At 48.8% G+C, this 20,727-nt stretch carries 21 protein-coding genes; 12 read left to right on the top strand and 9 right to left on the bottom strand.

Features of this window, described 5'->3' with window-relative positions:
* Nucleotides 1–51: 51 nt before the first annotated feature.
* The 3 genes from ACL9RG_RS17500 to ACL9RG_RS17490 all read left to right on the top strand — a co-directional run bounded on the left by ACL9RG_RS17500 (nt 52) and on the right by ACL9RG_RS17490 (nt 2,979).
* Complete coding sequence (locus ACL9RG_RS17500) at nt 52–834, top strand: alpha/beta fold hydrolase (RefSeq protein ID WP_422793911.1); 783 nt, start codon at nt 52–54, stop codon at nt 832–834.
* A gap of 373 nt (nt 835–1,207) precedes the next feature.
* Nucleotides 1,208–2,044 (top strand): hypothetical protein, encoded by an 837-nt coding sequence (locus ACL9RG_RS17495; protein WP_422793910.1) that lies wholly within the window; start codon nt 1,208–1,210, stop codon nt 2,042–2,044.
* A gap of 50 nt (nt 2,045–2,094) precedes the next feature.
* Complete coding sequence (locus ACL9RG_RS17490) at nt 2,095–2,979, top strand: LysR substrate-binding domain-containing protein (protein ID WP_422793909.1); 885 nt, start codon at nt 2,095–2,097, stop codon at nt 2,977–2,979.
* A 42-nt stretch (nt 2,980–3,021) separates the two neighbouring features.
* On the opposite strand, the gene ACL9RG_RS17485 is transcribed toward ACL9RG_RS17490, so the two are convergent.
* Together ACL9RG_RS17485 and ACL9RG_RS17480 are read right to left on the bottom strand one after the other, a co-directional pair.
* Nucleotides 3,022–3,693: a peroxiredoxin-like family protein gene (locus ACL9RG_RS17485; protein WP_422793908.1), complete on the bottom strand. Its 672-nt coding sequence runs from the start codon at nt 3,691–3,693 to the stop codon at nt 3,022–3,024.
* 140 nt (nt 3,694–3,833) lie between these two features.
* Nucleotides 3,834–4,736, bottom strand: a complete 903-nt coding sequence (locus ACL9RG_RS17480; RefSeq protein WP_422793907.1) for a hypothetical protein — start codon at nt 4,734–4,736, stop codon at nt 3,834–3,836.
* Nucleotides 4,737–4,902: 166 nt separating this feature from the next.
* Here ACL9RG_RS17480 and ACL9RG_RS17475 point away from each other — a divergent pair, with 166 nt between their 5' ends.
* The gene (locus ACL9RG_RS17475; RefSeq protein WP_422793906.1) at nt 4,903–5,688 is read left to right on the top strand and encodes a hypothetical protein; all 786 of its coding nucleotides are present in this window, start codon (nt 4,903–4,905) and stop codon (nt 5,686–5,688) included.
* A gap of 80 nt (nt 5,689–5,768) precedes the next feature.
* Here the strand turns inward: ACL9RG_RS17475 and ACL9RG_RS17470 are convergent, their stop codons facing one another.
* Nucleotides 5,769–6,686, bottom strand: a complete 918-nt coding sequence (locus ACL9RG_RS17470; RefSeq protein ID WP_422793905.1) for a DMT family transporter — start codon at nt 6,684–6,686, stop codon at nt 5,769–5,771.
* Nucleotides 6,687–6,984: 298 nt separating this feature from the next.
* Between ACL9RG_RS17470 and ACL9RG_RS17465 the strand changes: the two genes are divergently transcribed.
* A complete protein-coding gene (locus ACL9RG_RS17465; protein ID WP_422793956.1) occupies nt 6,985–7,689 on the top strand; it encodes a DUF2461 domain-containing protein in 705 nt (234 codons plus the stop codon).
* A 62-nt stretch (nt 7,690–7,751) separates the two neighbouring features.
* Here the strand turns inward: ACL9RG_RS17465 and rpoH are convergent, their stop codons facing one another.
* The 4 genes from rpoH to ftsY all read right to left on the bottom strand — a co-directional run bounded on the left by rpoH (nt 7,752) and on the right by ftsY (nt 12,002).
* A complete protein-coding gene (gene rpoH, locus ACL9RG_RS17460; protein ID WP_422793904.1) occupies nt 7,752–8,609 on the bottom strand; it encodes an RNA polymerase sigma factor RpoH in 858 nt (285 codons plus the stop codon).
* Between the two features lie 339 nt (nt 8,610–8,948).
* Nucleotides 8,949–9,929, bottom strand: coding sequence for a permease-like cell division protein FtsX (gene ftsX / locus ACL9RG_RS17455; protein ID WP_422793903.1), 981 nt, complete (start codon nt 9,927–9,929; stop codon nt 8,949–8,951).
* The gene (gene ftsE, locus ACL9RG_RS17450) at nt 9,922–10,590 is read right to left on the bottom strand and encodes a cell division ATP-binding protein FtsE (RefSeq protein WP_422793902.1); all 669 of its coding nucleotides are present in this window, start codon (nt 10,588–10,590) and stop codon (nt 9,922–9,924) included. Before ftsE ends, ftsX begins: the two co-directional genes overlap by 8 nt.
* A gap of 5 nt (nt 10,591–10,595) precedes the next feature.
* Nucleotides 10,596–12,002: a signal recognition particle-docking protein FtsY gene (ftsY, locus tag ACL9RG_RS17445; RefSeq protein WP_422793901.1), complete on the bottom strand. Its 1,407-nt coding sequence runs from the start codon at nt 12,000–12,002 to the stop codon at nt 10,596–10,598.
* Nucleotides 12,003–12,212: 210 nt separating this feature from the next.
* Between ftsY and rsmD the strand changes: the two genes are divergently transcribed.
* The 4 genes from rsmD to ACL9RG_RS17425 all read left to right on the top strand — a co-directional run bounded on the left by rsmD (nt 12,213) and on the right by ACL9RG_RS17425 (nt 16,344).
* Nucleotides 12,213–12,836, top strand: a complete 624-nt coding sequence (gene rsmD / locus ACL9RG_RS17440; protein WP_422793900.1) for a 16S rRNA (guanine(966)-N(2))-methyltransferase — start codon at nt 12,213–12,215, stop codon at nt 12,834–12,836.
* Nucleotides 12,826–13,104 carry a DUF1145 family protein gene (locus ACL9RG_RS17435; protein WP_422793899.1) on the top strand — a complete coding sequence of 93 codons (279 nt, stop codon included), beginning with the start codon at nt 12,826–12,828 and terminating at the stop codon, nt 13,102–13,104. Before rsmD ends, ACL9RG_RS17435 begins: the two co-directional genes overlap by 11 nt.
* 141 nt (nt 13,105–13,245) lie before the next feature.
* Complete coding sequence (locus ACL9RG_RS17430; RefSeq protein WP_422793898.1) at nt 13,246–13,872, top strand: lysoplasmalogenase; 627 nt, start codon at nt 13,246–13,248, stop codon at nt 13,870–13,872.
* 84 nt (nt 13,873–13,956) lie between these two features.
* On the top strand, nt 13,957–16,344 hold the full coding sequence (locus ACL9RG_RS17425) for a zinc/cadmium/mercury/lead-transporting ATPase (protein WP_422793897.1): 2,388 nt from the start codon (nt 13,957–13,959) through the stop codon (nt 16,342–16,344).
* Between the two features lie 33 nt (nt 16,345–16,377).
* On the opposite strand, the gene tusA is transcribed toward ACL9RG_RS17425, so the two are convergent.
* Nucleotides 16,378–16,629 (bottom strand): sulfurtransferase TusA, encoded by a 252-nt coding sequence (gene tusA, locus ACL9RG_RS17420; RefSeq protein ID WP_422793896.1) that lies wholly within the window; start codon nt 16,627–16,629, stop codon nt 16,378–16,380.
* Between the two features lie 226 nt (nt 16,630–16,855).
* On the opposite strand from tusA, the gene ACL9RG_RS17415 reads away from it, so the two are divergent.
* Complete coding sequence (locus tag ACL9RG_RS17415) at nt 16,856–17,527, top strand: 7-cyano-7-deazaguanine/7-aminomethyl-7-deazaguanine transporter (protein ID WP_422793895.1); 672 nt, start codon at nt 16,856–16,858, stop codon at nt 17,525–17,527.
* A gap of 114 nt (nt 17,528–17,641) precedes the next feature.
* Nucleotides 17,642–18,202, top strand: a complete 561-nt coding sequence (locus ACL9RG_RS17410; RefSeq protein WP_422793894.1) for a DcrB family lipoprotein — start codon at nt 17,642–17,644, stop codon at nt 18,200–18,202.
* A gap of 107 nt (nt 18,203–18,309) precedes the next feature.
* On the opposite strand, the gene ACL9RG_RS17405 is transcribed toward ACL9RG_RS17410, so the two are convergent.
* Nucleotides 18,310–19,203 carry a LysR family transcriptional regulator gene (locus ACL9RG_RS17405; protein ID WP_422793893.1) on the bottom strand — a complete coding sequence of 298 codons (894 nt, stop codon included), beginning with the start codon at nt 19,201–19,203 and terminating at the stop codon, nt 18,310–18,312.
* Nucleotides 19,204–19,308: 105 nt separating this feature from the next.
* Here ACL9RG_RS17405 and ACL9RG_RS17400 point away from each other — a divergent pair, with 105 nt between their 5' ends.
* On the top strand, nt 19,309–20,703 hold the full coding sequence (locus ACL9RG_RS17400) for an APC family permease (protein WP_422793892.1): 1,395 nt from the start codon (nt 19,309–19,311) through the stop codon (nt 20,701–20,703).
* Nucleotides 20,704–20,727: the final 24 nt, after the last annotated feature.

Genomic DNA, 20,727 nt, shown 5'->3' with positions numbered 1-20,727 from the left:
TTGCCCCCGGCTTGATATATTGCGATTCACACCCTGTTTAGAGGAATCATCATGAAACTGCGCAATCTATCGTTTATCGCTTCACTGGTTATTGCTGGAATGGGCGTCTCTGTTGCTCAAGCAGATACCACATCAACATCGGCACCCCAAGAAGTCACTAATATCGTTCTGGTTCATGGCTTATTTGCTGATGGGTCAAGCTGGTCCAAAGTTATCCCGCTGCTGCAAGCCAAAGGCCTGCATGTGACCTCAGTTCAGAACCCAACAACCTCATTGGATAATGATGTTGCTGCAGTAAAACGTGCGCTGGCGCTACAAAATGGCCCGGTCATCTTGGTAGCACACTCTTATGGCGGCATGGTCATCAGCCAAGCGGGTAATGAGCCAGAAGTAAAAGGTTTGGTCTATATTGCTGCCCGCGCGCCAGAGGCCGGTGAAGATTACCCTGCGCTGACTAAGAAATTCCCAGCAGCACCGGCATCTGCCGGAATAAAGTGGAATGGTGATTTTGGCGCGTTGACAGAATCCGCTTTCATTCATGATTTCGCAGGCGATCTGCCGGAAAAAGAGGCTAAAGCCTATTACGCAGTTCAGCAGCCAATGGGAAAAGCAATCACCATGGCCAAAACAACGGTAGCGGCATGGCAATTTAAGCCAACCTACTATGCTGTTTCTACCGAAGATCGCACCATTAACCCAGATCTTGAACGCTTTATGGCAAAGCGCATGCATGCGCAAACGATAGAGCTAAAATCTAGCCACGTATCGTTAATCTCTCAGCCTCAAGCCGTAGCAAATCTGATCATGAAAGCGGCTCACGTACCTGGCTACTAATTGCTTCGCTTCGCATAATGATTAGAAATGGGCGCTTAATGCGCCCTTTTCTCTATCTGTTCAATGGATATCAGCGTCGAGGTAGCAACAGAGTATCGAACGCTAGGGGACAACGAAATACAAGAAAACATCAATTAGGATATCTGAAACAGTTCCCTGTCCGGCTTTTGACACTATTTATTCCTCTGTGGAATGACATCTATTGCCAACAGAGGCCTTCCGCTGCGAGCTGCCTGCGCTGAAGATGATGTGTTTCCCTCTATCACATCAAGGATAACCCAATGAATAGGTTTTTCTGCGCCCTTCTGTTAACCGCTCCCCGTTTGATATACCGATCCATGCTCAATGTATCCTGCGTACAGGCATTAAGAGGATGAAGATACTCGTCACAAGTGCTTCAGGTGCCAACGGGGATGGATATGGCCAGGTTCTGGCATTTTCTATAGATGGCTTGCCCCTCGGGACATTCAGCGACGATCCGCGGATCACGGACCCACGTGGTATGCGCGTGAGTACCGATAGCCAACTGCTGTACATTAACAGTGGTAGCGACAGGATACTGGCACTGGATAAAAGTGGCACAATTCAACTCGACAGCGGACATATTCCCGGACTTAACGCTGGTGGTGGCAATCTGGGTCCGAACGGACAATATTATGTTGGGCTACGTACCGACAAAACCGTCACGGCCTTCCCTGCCAATCTGGATAGCAGAGCAATACCCGTGCTACAACATGGTGTTGTGCCATTCCCAAGGGGCTTTGCTTACGCCGATGATGGCAGCTTGTTCTTAGCCTCAGGTATTGGCCCACAAGGTAATGGTGAAAATACCATTCTGGAATTTTCACCGGATGGCAAGCTTAAATCGGCCCGTCATATTACCGATAATGCCGTGAGCCCACTTGATTTAGCAATCGGTCCCAACGGCAATATTCTGGTATCGAGCGAATTTCCCTATGGGCAGGACTCCTCGGTCACTACGGTACGAGAATACGATCGGCTGAATGGCGAACTTGTGCGGATATTCTCACCGGAAAAAAGAGTCTCTTTCCGTCATCCGCGTGGGCTAAGATTCGGTCCTGGCGGGCATTTGTACTGCGTGGCGCAAGATGAGGTCGTTGTGTTCGATTTCTACACCGGCCAATTTTTGGATGTAGTGATACATCACCCGCGCCTAAACGGCCAAGCTATAGAATTTTTCGGCGATTGAAACCACACAGCATGTAGCATGGCAATAAATAACCGAATGGGAATATAGCAATGGATCGATTGATGGCAATGGAGACTTATATCAGCGTGGTGGAAATGGGTTCATTTTCTGGTGCTGCCAGACGATTAAAACTCGGTCAGCCGGCAGTTTCCAAAACCATCGCACGCTTGGAAGAACACCTTGGGGCAAGGCTGTTATTACGCTCAACACGTGGTTTAACACCGACGGACGCAGGCCAACGGTTCTATGAACATGCCAAACGTGTCATAGACCAGGCCGATGAAGCAGAACAGGCGGTACAAGACACTTCCAGGGGGTTATCTGGCACATTACGTGTTAGTGCCCCGGTGACGTTTGCTCGCCTGCATATCCTTCCAGCCTTGCAGACTTTTCTAGATAAACATCCAAACCTGAATATCGACCTGTCGCTAGACGATCACAATATCGACCTGCTGGGAGAAGGCACCGATGTAGCATTACGCATGGGCGAACTTCAAGACTCGAGTATGACAGCACGGCATATCTCGCAGAGCCGCCGCTTGGTGGTTGGTACACCACGTTATTTTTCCCGCACAGGTATACCACAGACACCGACAGATTTAGCCCAACATCAGGCAATTGTTTATGTCTTGCGCGGCGGCGGTGAATCTTGGTCTTTCAGCCAGAATGGTCGAGAGGTGGCGATGATCGTCTCCGGGAGGATACGAGTCAATGCAGCAGAAGGCATTCGCACCGCCGTTTTGGCTGATATGGGTATTGCAGTCGCTTCGGTCTGGATGTTTTCAGAGGAGCTGGCACAAGGTCAGGTTCAAGTCGTCCTGCCTGATTGGGAATTACCACCGATAGATTTATGGGCAGTATTCCCATCGGGCAGATTAGTGTCTGCCAAGGCCCGTGCATTCGTCGACTTTGTCGATAACGTGATGGCTAGGTAAAGCTCGCCCATGCCATTAGCTCGGCACGGGCTTGCCTCTACATCACTCGTGTCGGGTCGCTTTTTCAAGCACCGGGAACATATCCGCAGGATCAGGACGGTGGGTATAATCAGGATTAACTTCTGAGTACAGCACAATACCATCCCGCCCAATGACATAACGCGCCGGTATAGGTAGTGTCCAGCTCGAGTCGTTGTTGATTGCAGGCAGATCATTTTGCAGCATTTTGTATAACTCAATCAGATAATCGGGCAGCTTAAAACGCAGGCCGAAGGCATCACTAATATGACCATTAGCATCGCTTAGAACAGGAAAGCTAAGTTGATTGGTACGTACTGACTTACGACTATTCGGCTGAGTTTGTGGTGAAATAGCCACGACATTGGCTCCTAGAGCCTGAATCTGCGGTAGTACTTCATTAATGGCCTGCAACTCAAGATTGCAGTACGGACACCATACACCACGATAAAACGTCACCACCAATGGCCCGCTAGCCAGCAACTCGACCGATGATATATCTTTCCCATTTTGATCTTTCAAGAAGAACTCGGGGGCGAGATCTCCAGCTTTAATCGCTCGTCCGGCCTGACCACTGGCGATCAGTTCATCAGTCGCGCGCGTCATAATAGGGTGGATCTCGGCAGGGGCGTTGTACGGTGGTTTACCGGCGGTAAAATCGGCTTTAAATGCATCCAGTTTATCTTGCAGTGACATAGTAATCTCCGGAATTTGTTGATGTCATATCGACGAGCAGTTCTCGCTCTTCCAGATGACATCTTCCAGAAACATCAGCTATGCAGGTAGACAGCCGCTGAGAATAATAGCCATTCCTGCCGGGAATGGCATTTAAGTCGTCACACAATCGCTAAACCTGTCAGCGGCCCAAATGTGAAGAGTTTTTCCAGTGAGCCGGGGTTATCTAGCTGGTGCTTATAGATATTGCCGCCTAAATCGGTGAGGTAAATAGCGCGATTATCTTCATCCAAAGCTAGTGCGATACCTTCATCCAGACCTGCGGCCAAAATCCTATGATTGATGAATTTTCCGTTGGAAATGTCGGCACAATTGAGGGTGTTGCCGCCTCTTTTGCTATCCCCTCGATCTGTCCAATACATGATGTTATTTTTGGCGTCGAGTTCTAAATCTATTGGTTCCGGCAGATTAGCCATCACTACCTCAATATCCTGCCGGTTATCCGCGCGCTGATTTTCAGGTAGCGTGAGACCGGCTCGCAATATCTTCCCTTGGCCGCCTTTAGAGGGTCCCTTTTCGGTCCAATAAAGCATGTCGTTTTTCTTATCCAGCGCAATGCCTACACAGTGCCGGGTATAATCACGAGAGTCTCTTGGGAATAAGCCTCGCTGTACTAATACCTGAATATTTTTGCCATCTTGATCAACGCGGAATACGCGCATCCCTTCCCTGTCACACCAGTATAAAGATTGGGTCTCAGCGTCGTGCAGCAACTGTTTTCCGGTAACAAATAGGCCGTTTCCAAGGATTGTCTGTCTAGCCGAGCCATCTAACAAGCAGGTTTCCAGACTGCCGTCAGCCTGAAAGAACTCCAAGCTCTCTTGTTCTTTCACTACGCCCATATTGGTCCAATAAATCCGACCAGCAGCCTTATCTATTGCAATGCCGTCTGGATGCGAGTCCATATCATCGATGACGATATGCACATCACCAGTATCAAGGCTGATCTCTATTACCCGACCTTTAGGCAATGCCTGTAAAACGTATAGCTTTTTGCTCTGCACAGCGATTCTCCTGACTACGCGGAATATCTATAAATAACAATTACCATGGACTAGCATTTATACATACTCAACTCTGGGATATTTTGCTTTTTGAGCTAATTACAATTGGAAAACTCTTATTTAATGAACTAGCTTTATAGTTCTCCTGCCAACAAAGATTAACTTTATGCTAAGAATCGAAAAATTTTCTGATGATGAAGTTTATTCATTAGAGCTAGCAGCAATCCTAAAGTCATTATATTCCAGTATATTTTCACCGCCTGACAATATGTCTCTTGATGAAAAGATAAAAACATTTCACCCAGAAAAATCAGCATCAAAAAAAATCATTATTTATTATGATGGTGAAAAACCCGTTGGCTACCTTTGTATGCAGCGTTATCTATTCGATATAGATAATAAAAAGACCAACGTATTTAGAAGCCAAGCGGGTTTCATTGAAAAATACCGAAATAATAACTTAATGAAATCATCATATATTAAAATGGTTACAGCAGAGATAGTGAAAAACCGCTATCCCTCTTATTTTTTTGCTGTTTGCATTCATCCATCAAGCTACAGAGCCTCGGTCAAAAACTCACTAATGAACCATACGTGGCCAACAAGAAGAAACTATACGTCAAATAATAAAATGAAAGCCAATTGTAGAAATATCTCTGATCTATTTGATTTGAAAGTAATAGAAAGTGATGGCGTGTTTGTTTCTCCAACTAATTTTGGCACGGCGCATGGCTCACAAGCAGCAAAGGATAATACCAATAGAGATGCCGACTTTTTCTTAAAGAAAAACAAAGGCTATGAACAAGGGGAAGGGTTAGTCGTTATCTCAAAAATCAGCTTTAGTGATATTGCTTATCGATTACTAGGCCATAGCCTGAGTAAAATGAAACGTAAACTCTATCGCCGCAGGGCTAAAATACGGCAATTTGATACGGTAGAGAAAGCGGAATAACTAAAGCCGACCATAGAGTGATTCATCATTGATATATGCGGAACAGGGCGCATTCGCTGTGCCCTGCATCACGCACAAACTTACCGAGAAAATCGCTTCGCACCAAAGACGCAAACTAATACCCCGGCCATTACGACAATCATGGAAGGTTGCACAGTCTCATGTAATACCAAACTGGCCAGGACTAGCCCAAAGAAAGGTTGTAGCAGTTGTAATTGCCCCACTGCAGCAATGCCGCCTTGTGCCAGACCACGATACCAAAAAATAAAACCGATCCACATGCTAAATACCGAAACATAGATTAACGATATCCATGCGCTAGCGCTGGCAACCGGCCAAGCCGGCGGCGCAGAAAAGGCTGCAACAACGACTGCAAGCGGTAACGCGATTAGCAACGCCCAGCAGATCACCTGCCATCCGCCTAATTTACGCGTAAGTACCGCGCCCTCGGCATAGCCTAAACCACAAAGCACAATCGCTGCCAGCATCAGCAAATCCCCCGTCCACGAGCCTTCCGAGCCTTGGCTCAGAGCAAAGGCTGCCACCAGCAAACTTCCCAATACTGAAAATGCCCAGAATGCCGGTCTAGGACGTTCTCCGCCGCGTAATACGCCAAAACAGGCGGTCGATAAAGGCAAGAGGCCGATATAGACCAATGAGTGGGATGACGTCATATGCTGTAAAGCGAATGCGGTTAATAAAGGAAAACCAATCACTACACCAACAGCAACGAATACCAGCGGCAGAATATCTTGGCGTTGCGGCCGTTTTTGTCGGGTAAGAAGTAGGACACAAAGCGCCAACAATGCGGCAATAACCGCTCGAACAGCCGTTAATAAAACGGGATCAAACTCCAGTACAGCAACCCGAGTAGCAGGCAAAGATCCACTGAAAATCAGCATACCTAAAAAACCATTCACCCAGCCGCGAGTCGAACGTTGTACACCCGGCTCATGAATGCTGGCTGCGTTAATATCCTTAACACTTTGATTTTCCATTCTGCCCTATCCCGCTGTATTTAATAAACTCCCCGTAATTAAAGGGAAAATAGCTGCAATTTATATGCACTATATTTTTGCTAACGATCTCCAAATATAGACTTACTAAGCCATATTTGAATGCACTGTTTTTACGAAAATGTTCGAGATAAGAGCCAATTCATAAAACACCGCGCATGCCGGTGTTCTTTTTGATCTCTATGCCATCTTCAGCGATACTGTTTTAATTCACAGGCTGTTTAAGTATACAGACAACCGTTATTAGTCCATATCAGTATCTTGTCCGTTAAAAGGGATCATCATGGCAGCGTTTTCAGGATTTTCACAGCAAGGCCTGACTTTCTTATTAGAGCTTAGTCAGAACAATAACAAAGAGTGGTTCGAGGAAAATCGTGATACTTATCAGCACGCATTATTAGAGCCTTTTCGCGGTCTGGTGACAGATTTGAGTCAAGACATGCTGGTGATTGACGAGCTGTTTGAAGTTCGTCCGGCAATTGGAAAAACGCTATCCAGAATGCACCGTGATACTCGTTTTTCGCGGGATAAGTCGATTTATCGCAGCAACATGTGGTTGAGCTTTAAACGTTCGCGTAAAAACTGGACCGATGCGCCCACTTACTTTTTTGAATTGGGTCCGGATTGGTGGCGTTACGGATTGGGGTATTACAGCGCATCAAAAATTACGATGGATTTTTTCCGTCAGCAAATGCTCAAAGATCCACAGGCTTTTCTCAAAATGGCGCAACGTTTGCAGCCTAATTATGCGCTGGAAGGTGAAAGTTACAAACGACCGCTGATTAAAGATCAACAACCAGAACTGGCTACTTGGTACAACAGAAAGTCTTTTGCCTTGATTAGCCATCAGATGGATATGGACATGCTGTTTTCAGATCAATTAGTCAGCGTATTAAGCAAAGATTTTCAGCGGATTGCACCGATTTATGATTTCTTGATCAAAATAGAAGGGTTAAAGAAAAATCGTCAGCAATTTGATGAATAACCGTCTAGTCGATACAAAAGAAAACGGCCCGTTTCCGGGCCGTCTTACACATCAACCAGCTATCAAGCTTCGATAGCTAATCGCAGTTTTTTCATCGCGTTCTTTTCAAGCTGGCGAACACGCTCGGCAGATACGCCGTATTTATCGGCGAGTTCCTGCAAGGTGGATTTATTATCATCGTCTAACCAACGGGCGCGAATGATATCCTGGCTGCGCTCATCCAAACCTTCCATTGCGTTGGTCAGTTTGTCAGCCGCGCTATGTTCCCAGTTATCTTCTTCGATGCTTTCTGCAAAGTCAGAGCTTTTATCTTGCAGGTAAAGCATTGGTGCCATTGCCTGGCCATCACGCGGCTCTTCGTCTGGCGTTGGATCAAACGTCATGTCCTGAGCGGCCATACGCGATTCCATCTCCAGCACGTCTTTGCTGGTTACACCAAGCTCACGAGCAACGTGTTCAACTTCTTCATTGCTGAACCAGCCTAAACGCTGTTTGTTTTTGCGCAAGTTGAAGAACAACTTACGCTGCGCTTTGGTAGTCGCCACTTTCACGATACGCCAGTTGCGCAATACGTATTCATGGATCTCTGCTTTGATCCAATGCACAGCAAAGGATACCAAGCGAACACCCACTTCTGGATTAAAACGGCGAACCGCTTTCATCAGACCGATGTTACCTTCCTGAATCAGGTCAGCCTGCGGCAAGCCATAGCCCGCATAATTACGGGCAATATGCGCAACAAAACGCAGGTGGGACAGGATCAGATGTTTGGCGGCCTCTAAATCGCCGTCGTAATGCAGCCGTTCAGCCAAAGCCCGCTCTTCCTCTGCTGTAAGCATAGGATAAGTGTTGGCTGCCCGGATATAGGCTTCCAAGCTACCTTGGGGAACTAAAGCTAAAGTTTGCATTTCTTTGGTCATTCAAGCCTCTCATAATGTGACGTAAGGTAGGTTTTACACAACGCTGCAGGGGAGTCATACCACCTGAAAAACAACGCAGAACCGCTCACATTTACTGCTATATCAGACTCACCATCCCAGCAAAAGTTCACTGAAAAATACCGACATAACTCATCGACTTTAGGTGAATCCGAAGATTTTTGATAGGGAAATTGTGCGTTTGGAGGGAACATTCTGTGCCTGCCAAATCATGGGTTAGATCGATTAATCGAACGCTTGAAAGACAGTTGATGCACAGATTTAGGATCACCTCTTGCCACAAGATCCTCGGCAGCAAGAGGTGAGTATAACAAAAAAACATTATTCTGGTGTAAATCGCCGTAAATGTTGCACCGTTGCCAGCCACGCGGCGATCCACCCTATCATTGCCGAGATCAACAGCAATAACAGGCTTTCATCCCATGCCAAACCGTGTAAATCAAAGGTGGTACCAAATACCGATGCCACGCGAGTCACCACAGCTTCCAGACGGAAAACCAGCAGTTCAGACAAAATCAGCGACAAAAATGCACCGCTAAAGCCAAGCAACGCGCCGCCGTTAAGGAATGGCCGCAGGATAAAGCCGTCAGTCGCACCAATCAGTTTCATCACGTTAATGGTATCGCGGCGGCTAAAGATACTCAGTCGCACACTGTTACCAATGACCAGGAATACGGCAATCACCATCAACACGCCGATCATCGCGGCTATTTGGCCAACTAATCCGGTAAGCGCGGCCAGGCGGGCAAACCAGCTGTCATCCATTCGGACTTCATCGACGCCTTGTACCGCAGCAACTCGGTCACGCAAAGTATTGAGCGTAGCCGCATCCTGGAAATTCATTTTCGGCGTGATAATCGCGACCGCCGGCAATGGATTTTGCTCCAGCATATCCATTGCGCCGCCAAAGCCAGACCAGTTGCGGAACTCGCCCATTGCTTCGGCACGCGACAGGTAATTGACCTTATCAACGCCCGCTTCAGCTTTTAGCGCTTTCACCACGTTTTCGGCCGCATCATCATCGAGTGATTTATCAAGATAAACGGTCAATTGTGGCGTTGGGTACCACTGCTCTGCCGCCTGGCTGACGTTTTTCCACACCAGATAACATACACTTGGCAGCGTGAGTGAAATGGCGATCACCATAATCGTCAGCAGCGTCGCCAAAGGTTGACGCAACATGTCAGCAAAGGCGTTATCCCATGAATAACGCCACTGTTCACGCCAGCCGCCTTGTAAGGCCTTACTTTTAGCCTTACGCGCGCTTTTATTCGTTTTTACTGCATTTGGCGGGTTAGCCATAGTGCGCGCCTCCCGCGATGCGGCCCTGACTGAGCGTCAATGTGCGGTACTGGCGACGCGCGATAAGCCCCATGTCGTGCGTTGCCATCAACACGGTCACGCCAACGCGGTTAAATTCTTCAAACAAGCGCAGAATACCTTCTGATAGCACTTCATCAAGGTTGCCCGTTGGCTCATCCGCCAGTAATACCGCAGGCTTGTTGACCACAGCACGAGCAATACCGACACGCTGTTGCTCACCACCGGAGAGTTGAATCGGGAAGTTTTTAGCTTTATCCAACAGGCCCACTTTATCCAGCGCCGCGGATACGCGACGGCGAATGTCTTCAACACTGGCGCCAGCAATGATCAATGGCATCGAGACATTGTCATAAACAGTGCGATCCATCAGCAAGTGGTGATCCTGGAAGATCATACCGATCTGACGCCGTAAGAATGGCACTTCGCTGCTCTTTAGCCGGCTGATATCGTGGCCACCGAAATAAATATGCCCGGCGCTTGGCCGTTCAATGCCACAAATCAACTTCAGCAGGGTACTTTTACCCGCGCCGGAATGTCCGGTCAGAAATGCCATCTCCCCCGGCTGGATATGAAAATCGACGCCTTGCAACGCCTGTCGCCCGCCTAGATAAGCTTTACTGACCTGTTCAAAGCGAATCATCCGTATTAATCCTCTCGGGCAAAAAGTGCCTCAATAAAATCGTCGGCCTTAAATGGCCGCAAATCTTCAATGCCTTCGCCTACCCCGATATAACGGATAGGAATACCGAATTGGTCAGCAATAGCGAAAATCACTCCGCCTTTGGCTGTGCCATCTAATTTGGTCAGCGTAATACCGGTCAAACCCACGGCTTCATTAAACAGTTTAGCCTGACTTACCGCATTCTGGCCGGTGCTGGCATCGAGCGTCAGCATAACCTCATGAGGGGCATCTTCGTCCAGTTTTTTCATGACGCGGACGATCTTCTTCAGCTCTTCCATCAAGTGAGATTTATTCTGCAAACGTCCGGCGGTATCCGCGATCAAGACATCCGCACCACGTGCTTTAGCCGCTTGAATCGCATCAAAAATAACCGACGCAGAATCCGCACCCGTGTGCTGCGCGATAACGGGAATGTTATTGCGTTGGCCCCACACTTGTAACTGCTCTACTGCCGCAGCACGGAAGGTATCGCCCGCCGCTAACATGACGGATTTACCTTCGGCCTCAAATTGACGCGCCAATTTACCGATCGTCGTAGTTTTACCCACGCCGTTCACCCCGACCATAAGAATGACATACGGGGTTTTACCGCTAACATCCAGCGGTTGGTCAACTTTAGCCAATATTTCAGACATTTCTTCCTTCAGCTTCACATACAACGAGTCGGCGTCTTTTAACTGGCGACGCGTGGCATGTTCCGTGAGGGAGGCGATAATTTTACGCGAGGTTTCGACCCCAACGTCGGCTATCAATAGCTGCTCTTCGAGTTCTTCGAACAGGTCATCGTCAATTTTCTTACCGCGGAACAGGCTAACAAACCCTGACCCCAAATTTTGACGCGTTTTGACCAAACTACGTTTCAGGCGAGCGAAGAAACCTTCTTTGGTTGGGCGCTTCTGCTCAGTTTCTACGGCAGGCGCACTGATAATAGGTTCCAACTCAACCGGCAAGGCTGCTGCTTCCTGAACCTCTGGCACAACGACCGGTTCAGGCTCAATAATTTCTTCTACGACAGCTTGTTCTTCTACCTCTACCTGAGCGATTTCAGGTTGTGCAGGATGTTGTAATGCCGCGACCTCTTCAGTCACCACAACAACATTCTCAGCAAAGGACTCTGCTGCCGGTTTATCTTCTGCTAACACGTCTTCAATTATCGCAGGCTCAACCTGCGATAATTGCGCGTCGGGTTCTACGCCTTTTGCAACGTCTTCTGCTGCGTTGACAGGTTCTACTGCATCGATAGGTTCTACGACATCGACAGGCTGCTCAGTTTTCGGAGCGTCGGTTGTCTCTATCGATGGTTTTTGTTCTTCTTCCTTGCCGCCAAGTCCCAGCCAGGAGAAAAATCCACGTTTTTTCTGTTTTGCCATTTTACAACTTCACTCCTCGCCGTTAATTGCTGGCGAACGGATTATCAATAAAGGTAATAACCTAACAGTCTATCACTTTCCCTTAGCGGCAACACGTTTGCGTGATGATTTCTGCTGTCAATTCAATCAACAATCTTAAACATTGGCCCAACGCCGCGACACCGGTAGAATAGCGTTCCAAACGTCAGTAAAGATCAATAAAAATCCATTATGGCAAAAAAACCGCAAACCCCTGCCGCAGGCCAGATTCGCCTGATCGGCGGACAATGGCGCGGACGCAAATTACCGGTTCCACACAGCCCCGGCCTGCGTCCGACCACCGATCGTGTGCGCGAAACCCTGTTTAACTGGCTAGCACCGATGATTCAGGGCGCGCGCTGTCTTGATTGCTTCGCCGGTAGTGGTGCATTAGGGCTGGAAGCGCTATCCCGCTACGCTGGCAGCGCCACGCTACTGGAGTTTGAACGCCCGGTAGCCCAGCAATTAGAAAAGAATCTGGCGCTGCTCAATGCGACAGACGGAAAAGTCTTTAATGTCAATGCATTGCAATGGTTGGCGAAAACAGGCACGGCGCACGATATCGTGTTTGTCGATCCGCCATTCCGTAAAGGGATTTTGCAAGAAACACTCAGCCTATTGGAAACACAAGGTTGGCTGGCCGATGAAGCCTGGATTTACGTTGAAGCCGAAGTCGAACACGGCGCGATACCGGTGCCTGCCAGTTGGCGACTGCACCGTGAAAAGGTCGCTGGACAAGTCGCTTATCGCTTATATCATCGAGATGTGACGCCGTCCGTCTCGTCGCTACCACTGGAGCCGTCAGATGTTGATTAATATCGGTCGCCTGTTGATGCTGTGCATCTGGGCCTTTTTGCTGTTGAATTTTATTCATCCGTTCCCTAAGCCGATGAAATACTTCCTCGATGTAGCGGCATTCTTCATGCTTTTCATGCATGGCTTGCAAGTGACGTTATTGAAGGCGACACAAGGCAAAGATCAAAAGAAAATCGGTGCTTGGCTACAACTGCGCATCTTCTTGTTTGGCGTATTCGAGCTGCTAGCCTGGCAGAAAACCCAGCCACCAATGCCAAAGCGTAAATAAAACTACAGCCGCAATATGCGGCTGTTTTTTCATGATGATTGCTGGTAGTAAATCTCGACTCTACACTGAATAACCACGATGAGATTTCGTCATCATCTCATCGTGGTTTGTTTCCATCTGACCTTAGAAAAAGGATAAACAATGAGTTGGCCATTTATTGCCGTATTTCTCTCCGGTTGGTTATACGTAGATGCACGCTATCGTGGCACGCGCTGGCAAGGCTGGTTGTTTAAACCCATTACATTGTTATTATTAGTGTTATTAGTTTGGCAAGCGCCAGAATTAACCACTTATAGTTATCTTATCTTGCTCGGGTTGGTCGCCACACTGATTGCCGATCTCCTACTCTTGCTCCCGCGTGAACGTATTCTGTACGCTATTGGCGCGTTCTTCTTATCACACCTGCTGTATACCATTGCTTTTGCCAGTCAGATGACATTCAGCCTGTTCTGGCCTTTGCCACTTATCTTGCTCGCTATCGGCATTGTTCTGTTGGCAATAATCTGGACCAAATTGCACGAAATGCGCTGGCCAATCGCCGCCTATATCGGCATGACGCTATTGATGGTGTGGTTTGCCGGTGAGCAGTACTTTGCACGCAGTACTAATCTGGCCTTCTCTGTACTGTGCGGGACGGTATTGCTGCTGCTCGCCAATGTGATTTGGCTGATTAGTCACTATCGCTTCAAGTTCCGCCTGGCTGATGCACTGGTTGCAGCCTGTTACTTTGGTGGACATTTCCTGATTGTTCGCTCCCTCTATCTTTAATCTGGTTTTTTCGCTTGACCCTGGAGTTAACTCCAGGGTGTAGAGTGCCTATTATTCCGACCCAATGCCCCTTTTGGAGGTAATATGCACTCACAACATAGAAGCACTGCCGGCCACTGCGGCTGTTCATCAAAAGCGCAGGCCAAACCTATCCCAACATTCACCAAAATGACCGCCGCGCCTAAAATCACCGCGGCTCGTCAGCAAGGGCCACATCCGGTGGACTGCTGTAGCACCACCGCACCGTTAGCTGCTTCAGCTTGCTGCTCAACCGAGAAAGTAAGTGAGCACTCACACCAAGAATCAAGCTGCTGCGCCACCTCTCAAGCGGAAGGAGATCCCGGCGCGGAAGAAGACCCCAGTTCGCTCGCAGCACCGAGCGGAACGACACAATATAGTTGGCAAGTCGTAGGAATGGACTGCGCCAGCTGCGCACGGAAAATCGAAAAAGCAGTCAGCACTCTGCCAGGAGTCAAACAGGCCAAAGTTCTCTTCGCCACCGAAAAACTGTTGGTCAGTGCAAGTCGGGATATTTCCCCACAAATCAAACAGGCCGTGACTTCCGCCGGTTTTCAATTGCTTGAAGGCGTACCAACTAAGCACGCACCCACCACTTTCCTCTCTCATCTTAAAGAGAATGCAGCGATTATTGCGCTGCTAGTGCTGATGATTATTAGCTGGGGGATTGAGCAGGTTTCCCATGAAGGCGGCAAAATTGCCTTCACACTCACTACGTTAGTCGCCTTGTATCCGGTGTTACGCCAGGCTATTCGCTTGATTCGCAGCGGTTCACCTTTCGCTATTGAAACCTTGATGAGCATCGCCGCATTAGGCGCGCTATTTATCGGCGCCACGGCAGAAGCCGCGATGGTGCTGTTGCTATTTATGGTGGGTGAACGTTTAGAAGGGTTTGCCGCCAACCGCGCCCGTAGCGGTGTGAAAGCACTGATGGCGCTGATCCCAGAAAGTGCCGTACGTATCGATGCAACTGGCAGTCAAACCGTTGCCGTCAGCAGCCTGCAACCCGGTGATGTGATTGAAGTTGCCGCCGGTGGACGCCTGCCCGCAGACTCGACGCTCCTTGATAGTGCCGCCAGCTTTGATGAAAGCGCACTAACGGGTGAATCGATCCCCATTGAACGCCAGCCAGGCGAAAAGATTCCGGCAGGTAGCCTGTGTGTCGATCGTTTGGCACGTGTACAAGTGGTCTCTGCTGCGGGTAATAGCGCGATTGACCGCGTACTGCAATTGATTGAAGAAGCCGAAGAGCGCCGTGCGCCAATCGAGCGCTTCCTTGACACCTTTAGCCGCTATTACACTCCCGCTATCATGCTGCTGTCACTGCTGGTGATCGTTATCCCGCCGTTGGCAATGGGCCTGTCATGGGAAACCTGGATTTACCGTGGTTTAACGCTGCTGTTGATTGGCTGTCCTTGTGCGTTAGTCATCTCAACTCCGGCCGCTATCGCTTCTGGCCTGGCTGCGGCAACGCGCCAAGGCGCATTAATTAAAGGCGGCGCAGCATTAGAACAATTAGCGCTAATTCAACGCGTGGCATTGGATAAAACCGGCACATTGACCGAAGGCAAACCTGAAGTCAGCGATGTATTAACCGCCGAAAGTGTTAGTGAGCAGCAGCTACTAACGCAAGCCGCTGCAGTCGAGGCCGGTTCTCACCATCCACTCGCATTAGCGATTATCCAACGTGCTAGCCAGCAATACTCGCTGTTGCCCAATGCCGAACGTCGGCGCGCCTTGGCAGGTGTGGGTGTTGAAGGTTGGGTTAACGAAAAACACATTGTGGTGTCAGCACCACAGCATGTGGATAAAAAGCAGTTATCAGCAGCCTTCGAAACAAAAATTACCGAATGGGAAGCCAGCGGAAAAACCGTGGTCGTGGTGCTGGAAGACCAGCGGGTGCTAGGCCTACTCGCGTTGCAAGACCGGTTGCGTGATGATGCCGTTAACGCGCTTGCTGAGTTGAAAGCTCTTGGCGTATCTGCGGTGATGCTGACTGGCGATAACCCACGCGCGGCGAAAACCATTGCCGAGCGTTTAGGGATTAATTATCAGGCCGGGTTATTGCCGGAAGATAAAGTCCGTGCCGTCGAGAAAATGAATCTGCAATATCCAACGGCGATGGTCGGCGATGGCATCAACGATGCCCCAGCGATGAAAGCCGCCACCATTGGTATTGCGATGGGCAGCGGCACCGATGTGGCGCTGGAAACGGCGGATGCCGCGCTCAATCACAACCGCTTAACCGGGCTGGCGCAGATGATTGCGTTATCGCGCGCAACCCGAGCCAACATCCGCCAGAACATCACCATCGCGCTGGGACTGAAGGGGGTATTCCTGGTCACTACGCTGCTGGGGATCACCGGATTATGGCTGGCAGTATTGGCAGACTCTGGTGCTACTGCGCTGGTCACGGCCAACGCGCTGCGCTTGTTGCGCAAAAAATCAGGTTAGAAAACGCGTTTATTCACAAGCAAGGGGCTGATATTAAGCCCCTTTTCCTTTGCGCAATAAATAGCGATACGGCAAGGTTTCCGTTTCAGACGCCAACAGGTTGTGTTCCATAAAGCGGCAAAACCCCGGAATATCGCGCGTCGTCGCCGGATCGTCGGCAATGATTAGCAACGTTTCACCATCCTGCATACCGCGCACCGCCTTTCGCACCATCATCACAGGTACTGGACAACGTTCGCCCAAGGCATCGAGTTGGTGGTCGGGATGGCTGAAGGGATCGGTCATAAGGCGTCTCTGTTCTAGGTCAAATGGGGAACTTAAAGAGCGACAGTTTACTCCCCCTGATTTTTGGTGCAATACAGGTTAACGTTTGCGTTAAAATTAGCCATTGCATTGTTTGCGCAAACGGGTACGATCCGCGCTCGCTGGAAAAATCATGGTTTTTCACAGCAACAAATAACGAAGATTTTTCTTGGGTTCCCTCACCCCAATCACTAAAAAGGTCACATTTATGTACGCTTTTTCTGCCCAACAGCGGTTTTCCGCCTTGGTATGGCTGTCGCTATTCCATATTGCCATCATTACGTCTAGTAACTATCTGGTCCAGCTTCCGGTATCGGTATTTGGCTTTACCACCACGTGGGGCGCATTTACCTTTCCGTTTATTTTCCTAGCGACTGATTTAACCGTACGTATCTTCGGCGCGCCATTGGCCCGACGCATTATTTTGTCGGTAATGGCACCAGCGCTGATTATTTCTTACGTTATCTCTGCGTTGTTCTATCAGGGAGAATGGCAAGGTTTTGCCGCGCTCAGCAGCCTGAATATCATGGTCGCCCGCATCGCCATCGCTAGCTTTATGGCCTACGTTCTCGGGCAAATCCTCGACGTTAACGTCTTTAACCGTCTGCGCCAGTTGAAAACCTGGTGGATTGCGCCAGCAGCAGCGATGTTCCTGGGCAATATTAGCGATACGCTGGCCTTCTTCTTTATCGCTTTTTATAAGAGCAGCGATGCGTTTATGGCGCAACATTGGGTAGAGATCGCCTTAGTGGATTACAGTTTCAAATTGTTAATTTGTCTGATTTTCTTCCTGCCGATGTACGGTATGCTGCTTAATATGCTGTTAAAACGCTTGGCACAGTCTGGTCATCACAACGAGGTTCAGTTGAGTTCACACTGAAAGCCATAACTGGCTTGCTTTTCGTTGGTGAATAGGGTGCCATTACAGCCGTAAGCTCAATGCCATACGATACGTAGCAGTACGTGCCGTTAAGTGAAATATTAAGGAACTCTAATGCGTAATCTTGCCAAATTCATGGGTATTACTTTGCTGGTTGCCGGGCTGGCAGCCTGCGATGGCAAAACGGATGATAAAACGGCCCCTGTTGATAAAGGTGCCAGCGCAGCAGCTGCCACACAGCCTATTAGCCTGCTCGACGGTAAAGTCAGCTTTACTCTTCCTCAGGGGATGAGTGACCAAAGCGGCAAGCTGGGAACGCAGAGCAATAACATGCATGTCTATGCTGATAGCACCGGACAAAAAGCAGTGATCGTCATTGTTGGAGACAACACGTCTGACTCACTGGAAACGTTGGCAAATCGCCTGCAAGCCCAGCAGCAAGAGCGCGATACCAACCTGCAAGTGGTGACCAATAAGTCAATTCAGGTTGATGGTCAGACACTGCAACAGCTCGACAGCATCATTAATGCCGGAGGAGAAAAAGCGTATTCTTCCGTCGTACTGGGTAAGATTGATAATCAATTGATCACGCTGCAAATCACTCTGCCAGCTGACGATCAGGCTCAGGCACAAGCTGGCGCTGAAGCGATTATCAGTACGCTGAAAATTCAGTAAGTTAATAGAGGTCAGTTAGTGCTCACTAACTGACCTGTTTCATAACCCCCCTTCTAAACTCTACCCACGAATCCAGCCAACTGCACAGGCAGATAAAGGGATAATGCTTAGTCCAGATTGATCGCTTTTAACTCGCTGATGAGCCAATGGAGAGCCGGTTGGTGATCGTACAAACTGTGAGTGAGCAATTCCAAATCGTAGGATGGACTACCCGCCGGTAAATCCAACACACGCAGCGGTAACATTTGCTCTAACTCCCTGGCTATACGGTAGGGTACGCACATCAAATATCCTGACGCCACCGCAACCCGTCCACCGACGGCATAACTTTGTACTACCGATGCCAATGGCCGGTACATGTGCTGTGCCAATAACCAACGGTCGATGTGATCGGCACCGGAACTGACCGCAGGTAAGTGAATCTGTGGCTCAGAGGCTAAATGCTGCATTTTTAACTGCTGCGGCAAATCTGTTCTCTCTTTCGCGGCAATGGCAACAAAATGGTCGGAAATCAGTCTGTGCCGGTTAAAGTAATGCGGAATATGCTGCAAGCTATCGACCCCAATAAAAGCATCGAGTTGCCCCATCTCCACACGATCCAATTTTATCGTTTCAGACAAAATATCAACCGATAGCCGCACATTTGGCGCATTTTCTTTAAATCTTGCCGTCAGAATCGGCATGCACATGAATTCAAAATAGTCGACGGCTCCAACATAAAACGTATGCGCCGTCGTCGCCGGGTCGAAAGGTTGTGCGCCAAGCGTCGCGACTTTCAATGTTTCCATCGCTCGCTCTACCACAGGGATAATCGATGCGGCATAAGGCGTCGGCTCCATCCCATTGCGGGTACGCACAAAGACTTGATCGTTAAGCTGCTCTCTTAAGCGATTAAGCGCATGACTGAATGCCGACTGGCTGAGATTTGCCTTACGAGCAGCTCGGGTGACGTTCTTCTCACGCGCGAGGATGGGCAATAGGCGGAGCAGGTTGAGGTCCATAACAATTATGTATTCTGTGCATAGTAAAATGATAACAATACATTTCATTCATTATCATCGCTATCTATATACTCAAATTAAGGTAGAAATCATGCAGAGGCCCTTATGAGTGGACAAGATACGAAGCAACAGATCGGTGTCGGTAGTCTGACGATGTTTATGATATGTGCAGTGATTGTGCTAGATACGTTGACTGCATCCGCGGCGATTGGCCCCTCGGCTTTTGCCTGGTGGGGGATCATGTTAATAGGTTTTGTTCTTCCCTATACCTTAGTTGTTACTGAGCTGGGCACTACCTGGCCTGCCGAGGGAGGAATTTATGACTGGGTGAAGCGTGCCTTTGGCGATCGTATGGCAGCAAGAACCTCTTACTTATACTGGATCAATGTCGGTCTGTGGATGCCTTCGGTGTATATCCTGTTTGCCGGGACATTCGCCTCACTGTACTGGCCGGGAATGAATATTAACTGGCAAATTCTGATGTGTCTGGCCCTTACCTGGCTAACGGTATGGTTCTGCAATATTTCAACGACGGTTTGTATTAGCATTGCCCGCTGGGGAGCCTGGGCCAAGATTATTGTCATTGTCACTCTGGGCATCGCAGGAATTAATCAAGCCATACAGCACGGCTTAGCGAATGACCTACAGCTACATAATCTGATCCCACATTTTAATGAAGCCAGCCATTTTCTGCCGGCAATCATTTACAGCCTGCTTGGGCTGGAATTAGTTGCTTGCATGGGCAAGCTCATTAAAAAGCCGGAAAAAACCATGCCGCGCGCGATGCTAGCCGCCGCGTTATTGATTGCCCTGCTCTATCTCTTTGGCACCCTTGGTATCCTTGCTGCGCTACCCGTGGATAAAATCAGCTTAGTTTCCGGCATTATTGATGCACTAAAGATTCTGTTTGGTCAGAGTCTCGCCTCAAAAGTGATGCTGAATATCTTGTGTCTGCTGACGCTTTTTACCTTTATCAGCAATATGGTTACCTGGACTTCTGGTTCAAGCCGTGCGGCGGCAGAAGCGGCGCAAAGCGGCGACCTGCCAAAACCGTTGGGGAAACGCAGTAAAAAATTTGATACTCCGGTGGGCGCAAACATCGCAACAGGTCTTGTCTCAACCTTGGTTATCCTCTGTTACAGCCAGTTCGCCAGCGGCAATAATGATTTGTTCTGGTTAATCTTTTCTTTCTCGAGCTGTATCTTCCTGCTGCCCTATTTTTTGTTATTCACTGCCTGGTTCTGGCTGCGTTATTCGGCACCACAGGTGCAACGTCCTTATCGTGTACCAGGCGGAAAACCTGGGCAGTGGTTAGTCGTATCTCTCGGTTTACTGTTTATACTTCAAGGAGTGGTGCTGTTTATTTTCCCGGATTTACTTGAGGGAAAAATAGAAGCCAAGCATAGTCTGCCGATTATCACGGGGTTGGCGGTCACACTATTGATTGGTGAACTGTGTCTTCTACGATTTCACAGAAAAACGCTGAGAACCGGCATATAATCGGGATCATTTTTGCACCCATTT

Source organism: Rouxiella sp. Mn2063 (assembly GCF_049319665.1).
In the GTDB taxonomy this organism is placed as follows: domain Bacteria; phylum Pseudomonadota; class Gammaproteobacteria; order Enterobacterales; family Enterobacteriaceae; genus JBMOUD01.
The sequence above is the reverse complement of the archived record's forward strand: the minus strand, read 5'-3'. Positions and strand labels throughout refer to the sequence as shown.

Bases quoted from the DNA above. Each gene is read 5' to 3' on its own strand.
- ftsX (WP_422793903.1), bottom strand. From the start codon at position 9,929: ATGGCTAACCCGCCAAATGCAGTAAAAACGAATAAAAGCGCGCGTAAG.
- ACL9RG_RS17500 (WP_422793911.1), top strand. From the start codon at position 52: ATGAAACTGCGCAATCTATCGTTTATCGCTTCACTGGTTATTGCTGGA.
- ACL9RG_RS17425 (WP_422793897.1), top strand. From the start codon at position 13,957: ATGCACTCACAACATAGAAGCACTGCCGGCCACTGCGGCTGTTCATCA.
- ACL9RG_RS17430 (WP_422793898.1), top strand. From the start codon at position 13,246: ATGAGTTGGCCATTTATTGCCGTATTTCTCTCCGGTTGGTTATACGTA.
- ACL9RG_RS17405 (WP_422793893.1), bottom strand. From the start codon at position 19,203: ATGGACCTCAACCTGCTCCGCCTATTGCCCATCCTCGCGCGTGAGAAG.
- ACL9RG_RS17490 (WP_422793909.1), top strand. From the start codon at position 2,095: ATGGATCGATTGATGGCAATGGAGACTTATATCAGCGTGGTGGAAATG.
- rpoH (WP_422793904.1), bottom strand. From the start codon at position 8,609: ATGACCAAAGAAATGCAAACTTTAGCTTTAGTTCCCCAAGGTAGCTTG.
- ACL9RG_RS17495 (WP_422793910.1), top strand. From the start codon at position 1,208: ATGAAGATACTCGTCACAAGTGCTTCAGGTGCCAACGGGGATGGATAT.
- ACL9RG_RS17475 (WP_422793906.1), top strand. From the start codon at position 4,903: ATGCTAAGAATCGAAAAATTTTCTGATGATGAAGTTTATTCATTAGAG.
- rsmD (WP_422793900.1), top strand. From the start codon at position 12,213: ATGGCAAAAAAACCGCAAACCCCTGCCGCAGGCCAGATTCGCCTGATC.
- tusA (WP_422793896.1), bottom strand. From the start codon at position 16,629: ATGACCGATCCCTTCAGCCATCCCGACCACCAACTCGATGCCTTGGGC.
- ACL9RG_RS17470 (WP_422793905.1), bottom strand. From the start codon at position 6,686: ATGGAAAATCAAAGTGTTAAGGATATTAACGCAGCCAGCATTCATGAG.
- ftsE (WP_422793902.1), bottom strand. From the start codon at position 10,590: ATGATTCGCTTTGAACAGGTCAGTAAAGCTTATCTAGGCGGGCGACAG.
- ACL9RG_RS17400 (WP_422793892.1), top strand. From the start codon at position 19,309: ATGAGTGGACAAGATACGAAGCAACAGATCGGTGTCGGTAGTCTGACG.
- ftsY (WP_422793901.1), bottom strand. From the start codon at position 12,002: ATGGCAAAACAGAAAAAACGTGGATTTTTCTCCTGGCTGGGACTTGGC.
- ACL9RG_RS17415 (WP_422793895.1), top strand. From the start codon at position 16,856: ATGTACGCTTTTTCTGCCCAACAGCGGTTTTCCGCCTTGGTATGGCTG.
- ACL9RG_RS17485 (WP_422793908.1), bottom strand. From the start codon at position 3,693: ATGTCACTGCAAGATAAACTGGATGCATTTAAAGCCGATTTTACCGCC.
- ACL9RG_RS17435 (WP_422793899.1), top strand. From the start codon at position 12,826: ATGTTGATTAATATCGGTCGCCTGTTGATGCTGTGCATCTGGGCCTTT.
- ACL9RG_RS17410 (WP_422793894.1), top strand. From the start codon at position 17,642: ATGCGTAATCTTGCCAAATTCATGGGTATTACTTTGCTGGTTGCCGGG.